Origin of the sequence: Salinivibrio sp. SS3 (genome assembly GCF_001722105.1) — a bacterium.
GTDB classification, from domain to species: domain Bacteria; phylum Pseudomonadota; class Gammaproteobacteria; order Enterobacterales; family Vibrionaceae; genus Salinivibrio; species Salinivibrio kushneri.
This window is the reverse complement of record NZ_MEBQ01000043.1, coordinates 345579-357670: the sequence shown is the minus strand read 5'-3', so window position 1 is coordinate 357670 and position 12092 is coordinate 345579. Positions and strand designations below refer to the sequence as shown.

Sequence of the window (12092 nt, the reverse complement as noted above, 5' to 3'; positions counted from 1 at the left end):
TGTTACCATCCTTCTTATGTCTTACCGCTATTATTGCTATTATTTTTTAGGTGTAAGGTATGGATTCAAAGTGGTTAACCGGTGAGCTTGCAATAGAATTTAAAACCGTTTCATGCATGATACAAATCTATTGTCGTGACCATCATCAGGGAGAGGCGCTCTGTTCAGCGTGCCAACATTTGAGAGACTATGCAGAAGTGAAGTTGGATCGTTGCCCTTATGGTCAAGACAAACCGACTTGCAATCGTTGTCCTATCCACTGCTATAAGAAGGCAGAAAAGCAACAGATGAAGACGGTCATGCGGTACGCTGGTCCAAGAATGTTACTGTCTCACCCGATCCTTGCGCTTAGGCACCTATACCATGAGCGTAAGGCGGCTCCGTCGTCCCTTACCCCCAAAAACTCTAACCGTCACAAGAGACTGGAAAAGCAAAAAGCGGGCAATTGACGGAATACGTCAAGTGAGCTCAGTAGGGTATGAATTTACGGCCTTTTGATCTGCGCCGGTCGCTCCTATTTTAGGCCCAACCGTTTTGCTAGGCGATGTAAATTACCGCTATCAATATCAAGTTGCCTTGCAGCGGCGGCCCAATTACCGTGATTTTGTGATAGTGCGTCCGAGATCATTCTTTTCTGAAGATTTTCTGTTGCTGCGCGTAGCCCTAATGTTGGAACTTCAATAGGCTCTCTTTTTGGCTGTTTGTGGGAAACAACAGCCGCCTCTTGGTCAGAGGTAAAGAGATCAAAATCTTGCAGAGTAAGCTCGAGATCCCTCGACTGCGTTCGAGATTTGGCTAGGACACTGGCTCGTTTGATAGCGTGCTCTAGCTCACGTACGTTGCCAGGCCATGCATAGTGCGTGAGCTTTTGAAGTAGTGATGCAGATAAGCGAATGCTGCTAAGGTGGAATTTAGCTTTTATTTGTTCGGCAAAAAAGCCGGCTAGTAACACGACATCGTCGCCTCGTTCACGAAGAGGTGGAACATTGAGAGGGAATACACTGAGACGATGGTATAGATCGGCTCTAAAACGACCGGCTGTTACTTCCTCATATAAAACGCGATTGGTCGCGGCAACGATGCGCGTATTCACTTGAATATGACGGTCATCGCCGACCCGCTGGATATCACCGAATTGGAGTGCACGCAGTAGCTTGGCTTGCAACTCTAACGATAATTCGCCAACTTCATCTAAAAATAATGTGCCGTTATCGGCTTGCTCGAACTTACCCTTTCGATCACTAATTGCACCTGTAAAGGCCCCTTTAATGTGACCAAATAGTTCACTTTCCGCGACGGATTCCGGTAGCGCGGCGCAGTTAAGATAGACTAATGGCTTAGATGCTCTTGCAGAACGCTGGTGGAGTGCATTAGCGACTAACTCTTTACCAACCCCGGTTTCCCCGGTTATTAATACTGATAACTCCGTATTCGCGACCGCGTCTATTTGTTGTTGTAGCGTCTGCATTACCGCTGAGCGGGCAATAATCTTATCACTAAACGTACGCCGCTCTGTCAATGCCTCATGTGTGACATTGGCTTGTGTTTCTAGTTGCTCTAATAACAAGGCTGTTTGTAGCCCGCCTGCTGCCAGTGCGCTGATAAACCGCAAGTCGTGATTGAGAAGGCCATCAAACTGATTTTCGTCAAACGCATCAATAGTTATTGCGCCAATTAGCTGATCGTCCACTAATAGCGGAAGTCCGATACAAGAGTGAACCTGAAGCTTGCCATCATGGTTAGGAATTAATCCATCATAAGGGTCTGGTAAATCGCTGTTAGCCGGAAAACGTACGATATCACCTGCTCGTGCAATGGCTTCCAAACGCGGGTGCTGAGCGAGAGCAAAACGACGACCTAAGACGTCATGCGATAATCCATTAATGGCGAGAGGAATAAAGGTCTGATTCTCATACAAAAGTAGTGTGGATGCATCACAGCGTAGCACTTCTCTTATCGTCGTTAATAATGTATCAAACCGGTCTTTTCGAATCAGTGCAGAATTTAAATCTTGTGTGATGTGCAGCCAATGGGCGAATAATTCAGTCATAATCTAGCATTAGTGTCTTTATGACAATCATATATGTCTAAATGACAATGATCAATGCTGTCATTACGACAATGTTTTAGGTGGGTTGTTATGTAAGTGTTTGATTTTGAATGATTAATTATCTTGGCACGACTAATGCTTATAGAGTGCATTAGGTTCTCAATGTCATTTAAGGTAGTAATCATGACAATACAGGTAAAAAACAACATTCGCTGGGTGGGTCAACGAGATTGGGAAGTGCAGAACTTTCATGGCACAGAATATAAAATCACCAAAGGAACAAGTTACAACAGCTATTTAATCCAAGAAGAGAAAACAGTACTGATCGATACTGTTGATCACCGTTTTAGCCAACAATTTTTGCAAAACCTTGAAAGGGAAATCGATCTAGAAAGTATCGATTTTATTGTTGTTAATCACGCAGAGGAAGACCACTCCGGCGCAATGTCCGCCTTGATGGAGAGGATCCCTGACACGCCGATATATTGCACTGAAGCGGCGATAGACTCGATAGTCGGCCACCATCACCACCCGGAGTGGAACTTTAATACGGTAAAAACCGGCGATAGTATCGATATTGGGAATGGTAAGCAGCTTATATTTGTTGAAGCGCCCATGCTGCACTGGCCCGATAGCATGATGACTTACTTAACCGAGGACGCCGTCTTATTCAGCAATGACGCCTTTGGTCAGCATTACTGTGATGAGCGCTTGTTTAATGATGAAGTTGACCAAAATGAGCTGATGGAACAGTGCTTACGGTATTATTCTAATATTCTTACCCCTTTCAGCCGTTTAGTAACGGCGAAAATAAAGGAAGTTTTAAGTTTTAATTTACCTGTCGATATGATCGCAACCTCTCATGGTGTCGTTTGGCGCGATAATCCTATTCAAATAATCGAGCAGTATCTTGCGTGGGCGGATGACTATCAAGAAGATAGAATCACTATTTTTTATGACTCCATGTCTAATAATACACGCATGATGGCTGATGCTATCGCGCAGGGTATTCACGACGTCGACGCAGATGTCGCAGTAAAAGTGTTTAATGTTTCGAAACACGACAAAAATGAAATCATATCGAATGTATTCCGTTCTAAAGGTGTGTTAGTTGGCTCTTCAACGATGAATAATGTCATGATGCCTAAAGTCGCAGGGATGCTGGAGGAAATCACAGGGCTGCGTTTCAAAGCGAAAAAGGCGGGTGCTTTTGGTAGTTTTGGTTGGACCGGTGGTGCCGTTGACCGCATTCACACGCGCCTTATGGACGCGGGTTTTGAAACGTCGATGAGCTTGAAAACAAAATGGCGTCCTGATCGCGATGGTATAGAGAAGTGTCGAGAGCATGGTCAGTACATTGCAAAGCTGTGGGCCAACAAACGCCCCTCTCGAATGCTACCGACGGCTGCGTCTTGCGAGAAAAACGACAAGCCAGGGCCATCGACACTAAGCCCTGAAAAGCCAAAAACACAACCTAGCCAAGATGCAGAGCCGCCTCATTCGGCAGACTGTCAGTGCATGATTTGTACTGTTTGTAATTGGGTTTATGATCCTGCTGTGGGTGAGCCTAACCAAGGTATTGAACCTGGGACAGTATGGAGTGATGTTCCGGGATACTTCTTATGTCCTGAGTGCCATCTAGGCAAAGATGTTTTTGCAACATACCAAGGTTAGGGAGCGAAAATGACTGAACCAATTATTATTATTGGCAGTGGCTTCGCTGCGTACCAACTGGTGAAAACAATTCGGCGTATGGATAGGGAGATCCCGGTGACCGTATTGACGGCTGATGATGGCCATGAGTACAACAAGCCGGATTTGAGCCACGTATTTAGTAAACAACAAACAGCGGACGATTTAGTTTTAAAATACGCTGATGTGTTCGCAGATGAATACAATATTACTTTATTGACTCAGACTGTCGTTGAGCATGTCGATACACAGGCCCATTATGTACGCTCAAATGGTCAAAAGTATTTTTATTCAAAGCTGGTTTTTGCAACCGGTGCGACTACTTTTATACCTCCGGTCCAGGGGGATGCAGCGCATCGAGTAATGACAGCGAACTCTTTGACAGAGTTGCGCGCATTAGAGCCTAATGTGCGTCAAGCTCAGCGCGTTGCCATTATAGGGGGTGGATTAATAGGTGTTGAAATTGCGATGGATCTAGCGCGAAGCGGGAAATCCGTTGTGGTTGTTGAGCCTAATACCCACCTTCTTGGGACACTGGTTCCAGAGTTTGTTGCTAGACCGCTTGAGAGTCAGATGCGGCAACTAGGCACTACATTGTGCCTTGGCGAGAGTGTGGTGGAAGTTAATCAACAGGAGCAGTCGCTTTCGCTGACGTTGCAGAGTGGCAAGAAGGTTACTATGGATCTTGTTATATCAGCGGCTGGCTTGACGCCAAATACCAAGCTTGCGGCGCAAGCAGGCATTCAAGTGAACCAGGGTATTTGCGTTGATACATCGCTGCGGACATCCGCTAGCGACGTATTTGCGCTAGGAGATTGTGCCGAGGTTGAAGGCCAAATTAGGCCTTATCTACAAGCCATTTCTTTAAGTGCGAATACGCTTGGTAAGCAGTTGCTTGGCGTTGATGGCGGTTTAACGTTACCCGCTATTATGGTTAAAGTTAAAACCCCCAATTATCCCATTTACATGGCAGGTGATATCCATTCGGCAATATGCTGGGATATCAATATGGTCAGTTCGGGGATAGTGGTGCGAGCCTCTGATGACGATCAGCAGCTAACTGGGTTTGTTGTCACAGGGGAGCAAGTGACTCAGGCCTATACGTTGTTTAGACAGTTGTCTAAGGCTATCTAGCCGATATAACTGGGGGAGCGGTTAGTTAATAATCAAAACTAACCGCTTTAACCAGGGCATAGAGCATTTGTCCTGGCTGCAGTTTGAGTCGAGACAACGACCGGCGACTGATCCTCGATAATATCGGTTGACCACTTACGTCCAACCGTAACAAGACGTTGGCGGGGTGCGTGTCGTCGCTCACCTCCATGAGCTGTGCCAATAAGCAATTATTGATACTTGATTGTTGTGGTGCTTCTAAAGCGATTGATACATCTTTTGCGTGTACCCTTGCTTTGATGATGCTGTGTGTCTCGACTTGCTGCAAAGGGATATGCAATTGTTGATCATTGGATAAATCTAGCACTGTCATATAGTCGTCTGTATGCTTTTTGACGGTGCAGTGAACCACCGCAGCCGCGTTATCATCTCGCGCTAAAGACAAATCTGTCCTTGTGAGCATATCTTGTGTTGCGCCATGTGCTAATACTTTTCCGTTATCTAACAGCACAATGTGATCGGCAAGTCTTGAGACCTCTTCAATGGCATGGCTGACATAGATGATAGGTATCTTCAGGGTCGATTGTAGTGATTCGATGTAAGGTAAGATCTCGGCTTTACTTGAAAGGTCGAGAGAAGCCATAGGTTCGTCCATAAGCAATAGGCTCGGGCTAGTGAGCAGGGCTCTAGCAATTGCGACTCTTTGTTTTTGTCCACCAGATAACTGGTGAGGGTAGCAGCGACTAATGTCGGTTAGTCCGAGGCTTTTTACCGTTGCTTCAAAACTGACATAGCGTTTTTCCTTGTCTACACGGTTGTAGCTAAATAACAAATTATCTTTGACGTCTAAATGAGGAAATAGGTTCGGTTCTTGGAACACATAACCGATAGGGCGTTGATGGGTGGGTAAACATGCATCTTGGCGCTGCCATGTTTCCCCATTGACAATAACCGTCGCACTATCCAACGTTTCAAGCCCTGCAATACTGCGTAATATGGTCGTTTTCCCAGAGCCTGACCGACCAAAGAGCGCGGTCACCCCCTTTCCCGGCAAATGCAGATTAATATCCAATAGGAACTGGTCTCTGGCCAATTTCAATGCGACTTGAATGGTCATATAAAGCTCACTGGTTTGAATTTTTTATTCATTGTGTAGGTTGCCAATAGTAAAACAAATGACAAAGAGACAAGTATGGCTGCCAGTGTATGCGCGGCGTCGTAATTCATTGACTCGACGTGATTGTAGATAGCAATAGATGCGACTTGGGTTTGCCCTGGAATGTTTCCCCCAATCATTATTATGATCCCGAACTCGCCCAATGAATGTGCAAATGAAAGGACACCCGCGGTTAAAAAACCCCTTCGTGATAAAGGAAGCACAATATTGAAAAAACGATCCATCGGGGAGGCTCTTAATGTTGCGGCAACGTCTAATATGCCACCAGTTGCTGATTGAAAGGATGATAGAAGTGGTTGCATTACGAATGGTAGTGAATAAATCATGGAACCAACCACTAACCCAGAAAATGAAAATGCTAAATGATTGAAGCCCAGCGCCTCTAAACTTCCCCCTATCCACCCATTAGGCCCCAATAGTAGGAGGAGGTAGAAGCCCAGCACGGTGGGTGGTAAGACTAAAGGCAGCATCACTAACGCTTCAACGAAGACTTTTACGCGTGACTGTGTGTTGACCAGCCACCACGACAGCGGTGTGCAAATTATGAGCAGTATACTGGTGCTCACGAAAGCGAGCTTTAGAGTGATAACCAGTGCAGTGATATCGTTTGGGGAGATCATTGCTCAATAATGCCTTTCTTGGATCGTATCAAGGTCGCTTGGTTTGCGACTGATGGTTGGTTTATTTTGTACCCTGAGTTTTTGATAATGGCTGTAGCTGTTTCACTGGTTCTGACCCAGCTTAGAAATTGAACTGCTGAATCAAAGATATGGGGTGTTTTTTTTGCGTAGTTTAAAATGACAGCTTGTTGCACGATGGGATCGTAAAGAGATTGAGGTGGTATCCAGTACGAGCCGCCAATGGCCCCATCAACGCCTTTTACTTGTGATAAAGATAAAAAGCCCAGTTCCGCCGCTTCTGATGCGATCTGTCCATAAACTTGGCCGATGGACTGCGCCTTCACGACTTGTGTATTGCTATTTAAATCCTTCCAGAGCTCAAGGTGTTGCATGATTTGTTTGGCTGCAAGGCCGTATGGAGCGACACGAGGATCTGCCATGGCGAGATGTTTGAAGGAATGTGTTTTAAGGACTTTATCTCCGGCGCTAGTGAGCAGATCAGTGTCTTTTGACCACAAAACGGGTATGCCAATCGCGTAGGTAAAACGAGAATTCTCAACCACTAATCCATCTTGCTCCAACAAGATGGGACGTATTTTATCTGCGGAAAAAAATAGATGATAGGGTGCTCCGTGTTTGATTTTTGCGAATAGAGAGCCCGAAGAGCCAGAACTAATCAGAAAAGGTTGGTTAAACTCTCGTTGATAAGCGCGGGCGAGCTCATTGAAAGTACCATTAAAATTTGCGGACACAGCAACGCGAAGGGGAGCGGTGTCTGCCATCGTCGTAGCAGAAAGAAAACAAAGTAGAGTTAACGTAACTGTACGTAAAGTCTTATTCATACGCATATTTTGGGTTCCATCATCAACATTCCTATGCCTAAAGTGGCAAGCTTTGCTGAATCTTAACTACCCACAGATTTTGCATGCGGGAGCGGGCTTTACTTTGTATGGTATCCATTCCATTGATAGTCCATCGAAATAGTAAAAAGCGTTGGTGACCACCGAGTTCGGGGCGATAATACTGTTGATGGCGATAAGTGCTTGCATTGATCCTATGATGCCAACAACAGGCGGGAGGATCCCAGACATGACACAGCTAGAGGGAGCGTCGCTAAACTGTGAGCTTATACATTGATAACAGGCCTCATTCTTATTGGCAGTAAAAACACCTACCTGTCCCTCGGTACGAATGGCAGATCCTGAAATTAGTAAGGTTTTTTGCTGCCAACAGATTTCATTGATGAGCTCTCGCGTAGGCTTATTGTCGGTACAGTCAAGGACGAGATCATGCTCGATAATCGCTTCAGTTAATAGTTGAGAGGACTGCTTCGACGTTATTGGTACACAAGAAATATGACTATTATTAGTAAGCAGACGATCGCACATCGCTTCAGATTTATAGCGGCCGATATCATTTTCAGTAAAGCAGGTTTGTCGGTGTAGGTTAGACAGTTCCACTTTATCAAAATCAGATATTGTAATGTGGCCCACTCCAGAGGAGGCGAGATATGGAGCCGCGGCGGATCCCAAGCCGCCAGCGCCTATCACCAAAATGCGAGTCGCTTTGAGCCGCTCTTGGCCTTCGATATCCACACATTTGAGAGCAATTTGGCGATCATAGCGTTGATACTCATGTTCATCTAGCATTATAGTTTTTACCTTATTAAGCAGGGTTAAGGGAAATTAAATCTCCGTTTCTATTTGCCGTAATAAACATGCCGATTTTTCCTTCATTTATTTGATTCAGCATCATTCTTAGTGGCTGTTGCGCCTGATCGCTATTGGGTGGGTAGCCACCTCGTCCATCGAGCGCAGAAATGAATACCACGTCCCAAACTATTCCGGTTTGATTAGACTCTAAAACAAGTTGTGAAAAATCCACAACCTCTTGAGGTAACTTATCAACGCACAATACCGGCATTAACGTACCTCCTGAACCCGCACTAAATGTCGTTTTTTGTTGAATAGTATGACCTTCTGGTAACTCCGCTTTTGCGAAGACAAATAGTAATCTTTGAGGTTCAGGTTGTAGTTGAGTTGCTTCGATAAGTTCTTGATAGTTAGTTATATTCATCTCTATTCCTTTAATGAAAGGCAGTCTAAAACTGCCTAGATATATTTTTAATGGTACATTATGGATTGTAATATTCTACGTCTTTACGGAAGTAAAAGAACCAGTTAACTAACATACACACAATATAAAAAATAGCAAAACCTATCAAAGCGTGATCAGGTGTAGACATTTCAATTTGTTCACCAAACACCATTGGAATGTAGAACGCACCGTATGCGGCAACGGCTGATGTCCATCCTAAAACAGGACCCGCTTCTGACTTGGGGAAAATGATCGCAATACTGCGGAATACCGAACCGTTCGCTACTCCGGATGCGGTAAACAAGAATAAGAACAGTACGAAGAAAGGCAGAAAATACTCTTGCGGTGTTTCTGATTCATATGCCTGTGCCATATAGTAGGCTGCACCAAGTGCAGATAGTGCCATGACAGCAGCACACACTTGGGTCACTTTTGAGCCGCCAAACTTATCACCTAACCAGCCGCCAACAGGTCGCACGAGTGCGCCAATAAAAGGAGCCATCCACGCATAAGTAAGTGCACTCGGCCCGGCGGGATTAGGGGTTGAGTGAGTCATCACTCCATCCACGATGATATGCGTATAGCCAAAGATCAGTTGAATTGCCAATGGAAACGCAGCGGAAAAGCCAATAAATGAACCAAATGTCATGGTATAAATGACACTCATGATCCATGTATGCTTGTTTTTGAAGATACGATACTGATGTGTTAAGCTTTTACTAATAGCACCAGGTAATGACTTCAATAGAAATAATGTAGATAATAATACCAATATAAGTGCAACATCTTTAGGTACTTGCCAGCCGCTACCATTCGCACTTTCAGGTAATATTAACCAAAGACCGATCGCTGATGTAAATAAACCAATGATTATCATTATACTAATCATTACGGCTGCTTTTGTAAAAGATGGTAAGGTCGGAGTAACTTCTTTCGTGGCAATATTATTCATGCCAAACCAACTAAAAACAGCTAATGGGAGAAGAAGTGTTAACCAAACATATCCTCCATTCTGAACCCAAGTGGTCGTGCCCGCATTTATTTTTCCAATGATAGTTCCAGAATCAGTTAAGAGTGTTGTGGGATCTCCACTTAGCGATCCAAATGCTGCAAATGTCATTATCCAAGGTATCAGAATTTGCATGGTAGTCACACCAAAGTTACCCAGTCCAGCATTTAAACCTAGTGCTAAGCCTTGCTTTTTCTTAGGAAAAAAGAAGCTTATGTTCGACATTGAGGATGCAAAATTTCCTCCGCCAATACCAGACAGAAGAGCCAACAATTGATACTGCCAAAGCGGCGTAGTTGGGTCTTTTAGTGCCGCACCGGTAAAAAAAGCTGGTATAATCAGTAACGTAGTAGTGAAGAAAATGGTATTTCTCCCACCACAAAAACGAATAAAAAAGCTACTTGGTATTCGTAATGTCGCGCCTGAGAGACCGGCAATCGCTGTCAGTGTAAACAATTCTTCTGGCTTGAAATCATAACCAGCATTAATCATTTGTACGGTTAATATACCCCAGTATAACCAAACCGCAAATCCGGAAAGAAGACTAGGGATAGAGATCCATAGATTTCGGTAGGCTATTCGCTTACCGGACTGCTCCCAGAATTCATTGTCTTCTGGCTCCCAACGATAAATATTTCCCATTTACTCCCCCATGATCCAAACGGAAAAGGATTTCTTACTTTCCTTTAATAAAGCACTCAATGAAAAAGATAACAATGACTAGCAGGAGGTACTCGGACACCATTTTTTGGTGCAGAGTGAGTATCTAATAGTAGGTAATTAAATTATTTTCCTTATAATTTCAGTTGGTTATGCATGGCGGTGCCATATTGTTCTAGTCTAGTTCATTTTAAATTCAGTTTAGTTCCTATTAATGTCTTTCTATATGTAGAATTACATAATGTTTAATACTATTGCATACTACCAATGGAGTACTTTTTGAGTAAATCATGATACTTTAAGTGTATGGAGGTTTCCTTCTTTATCTTATAAGTTTTATCTAGCTATGAGTCGGAGGAAAGCCATATGGCACAGGCAGTCGATAGTTCAAAGGCGCAACAGAGATTTGCGTTGGGAATGTCAACATTTTCGTTTACGCTTTGTTTTGCCATGTGGACGGTATTTTCCATATTGGGTGTAAAAATAGCGGAAGAGTTTCAGCTTTCTAGCACGGAACTGGGGCTGTTAATGGCGACACCGATTCTCACAGGTTCAGTCAGTCGATTGTTTTTGGGAATCGCGTCTGACTACTTTGGGGGCCGTACTGTTTTTGCGGTTGTCATGCTCCTGTCGTCCGGTTCTGCATGGTTGCTGAGTCTATCTCACAGTTACTACTTGCTGTTGCTTTGCGCACTGGGCATTGGCTTGGCAGGTGGTAGCTTCGTTGTTGGTGTGGCATATATATCGGCGTGGTTTAAGAAAAACCAACAAGGTACAGCTTTAGGGATATTTGGCGCGGGAAATGTCGGCTCTTTTGTGACCTCACTCTGTATGCCAATGCTCTTACTGGTCATGGACTGGCGCAGTGCAGTACAAGTTTATGCAATTATTTTGGCTACAGCAGGAGTTGGATTTTTTTTTCTCGCAAAAAACGAACGACGAGAAACACCGCGAGAGCAAGTATCTATATATAGCCAGCTCCAGCCTTTGAAAGAGGTGAGGGTCTGGCGATTCTCCTTGTACTACTTTTTTGTTTTCGGCGCCTTTGTGGCATTAGCACTATGGTTACCCCAATATACAATCGGTGTATTTGATGTGTCCTTGGCTCAAGCAGGCTTGATAGTAGGGCTTTACACGGTTCCAGGTTCACTGTTTAGAATACTTGGTGGAATATTATCGGACAGGTATGGTGCTCGTAAAGTGATGTACTGGACGTTTATCGCATCAGTAGTCTGCACCTTTATTCTTAGTTATCCCAATACACATTACAGTGTTGAGGGAATACGAGGTGTTATTAATTTCTCATTAGAAACTAACGTCTATCAATTTGCTGTAATCTGTATCGTGCTAGGTTTTTTCATGTCTTTAGGAAAAGCGGCAGTTTTTAAACATATCCCTGTTTATTATCCCAATAATGTGGGTGTTGTAAGTGGTGCTGTTGGTATGGTTGGCGGGCTTGGTGGCTTCTTTCTTCCTCTGACATTTGGCATGTTAAATGATCTAGTTGGAGTCTGGCAAACATGCTTTATGTTGCTCTTTGTATTATGCAGTTTGGCGTTAACCTGGATGCATTTTGCGATTAGAAAATCTGAAAGCAAAGAATGGCGATCAGGAAGAACTGAAAATGATCTTCCAGAACTAACCGAATAAAAAAGGCATGAAAAGGAGATAGAG

At 44.1% G+C, this 12092-nt stretch carries 11 protein-coding genes; 4 read left to right on the top strand and 7 right to left on the bottom strand.

The window, feature by feature from the left end; genetic code table 11:
• Positions 1-59: 59 nt before the first annotated feature.
• Entirely contained in the window at positions 60-449 is a 390-nt protein-coding gene (locus BGL48_RS13425) for a nitrous oxide-stimulated promoter family protein (protein WP_069363103.1), read from the top strand.
• A 65-nt stretch (positions 450-514) separates the two neighbouring features.
• Here BGL48_RS13425 and norR read toward each other — a convergent pair whose 3' ends face one another.
• Positions 515-2050, bottom strand: coding sequence for a nitric oxide reductase transcriptional regulator NorR (norR, locus tag BGL48_RS13420; RefSeq protein ID WP_069363102.1), 1536 nt, complete (start codon positions 2048-2050; stop codon positions 515-517).
• 183 nt (positions 2051-2233) lie between these two features.
• Here norR and norV point away from each other — a divergent pair, with 183 nt between their 5' ends.
• Positions 2234-3724 (top strand): anaerobic nitric oxide reductase flavorubredoxin, encoded by a 1491-nt coding sequence (gene norV, locus BGL48_RS13415; RefSeq protein ID WP_069363101.1) that lies wholly within the window; start codon positions 2234-2236, stop codon positions 3722-3724.
• A gap of 9 nt (positions 3725-3733) precedes the next feature.
• Entirely contained in the window at positions 3734-4876 is a 1143-nt protein-coding gene (gene norW / locus BGL48_RS13410) for an NADH:flavorubredoxin reductase NorW (protein WP_069363100.1), read from the top strand.
• Positions 4877-4901: 25 nt separating this feature from the next.
• On the opposite strand, the gene modC is transcribed toward norW, so the two are convergent.
• From modC to BGL48_RS13380, 6 genes are read right to left on the bottom strand one after another with little or no spacing between them, the layout of a single operon-like run.
• Positions 4902-5972: a molybdenum ABC transporter ATP-binding protein gene (gene modC / locus BGL48_RS13405; RefSeq protein WP_069363099.1), complete on the bottom strand. Its 1071-nt coding sequence runs from the start codon at positions 5970-5972 to the stop codon at positions 4902-4904.
• Positions 5969-6652 carry a molybdate ABC transporter permease subunit gene (modB, locus tag BGL48_RS13400; RefSeq protein ID WP_069363098.1) on the bottom strand — a complete coding sequence of 228 codons (684 nt, stop codon included), beginning with the start codon at positions 6650-6652 and terminating at the stop codon, positions 5969-5971. The genes modC and modB overlap by 4 nt, the downstream gene beginning before the upstream one ends.
• On the bottom strand, positions 6649-7500 hold the full coding sequence (gene modA, locus BGL48_RS13395) for a molybdate ABC transporter substrate-binding protein (protein WP_083238609.1): 852 nt from the start codon (positions 7498-7500) through the stop codon (positions 6649-6651). Before modA ends, modB begins: the two co-directional genes overlap by 4 nt.
• A gap of 60 nt (positions 7501-7560) precedes the next feature.
• On the bottom strand, positions 7561-8301 hold the full coding sequence (locus tag BGL48_RS13390; protein WP_069363097.1) for a HesA/MoeB/ThiF family protein: 741 nt from the start codon (positions 8299-8301) through the stop codon (positions 7561-7563).
• A 16-nt stretch (positions 8302-8317) separates the two neighbouring features.
• Entirely contained in the window at positions 8318-8728 is a 411-nt protein-coding gene (locus tag BGL48_RS13385) for a hypothetical protein (protein WP_021022847.1), read from the bottom strand.
• A gap of 58 nt (positions 8729-8786) precedes the next feature.
• Complete coding sequence (locus BGL48_RS13380; protein ID WP_069363096.1) at positions 8787-10400, bottom strand: MFS transporter; 1614 nt, start codon at positions 10398-10400, stop codon at positions 8787-8789.
• A gap of 384 nt (positions 10401-10784) precedes the next feature.
• Between BGL48_RS13380 and BGL48_RS13375 the strand changes: the two genes are divergently transcribed.
• Positions 10785-12068: an MFS transporter gene (locus BGL48_RS13375; RefSeq protein ID WP_069363095.1), complete on the top strand. Its 1284-nt coding sequence runs from the start codon at positions 10785-10787 to the stop codon at positions 12066-12068.
• The last annotated feature ends 24 nt before the right edge of the window (positions 12069-12092 follow it).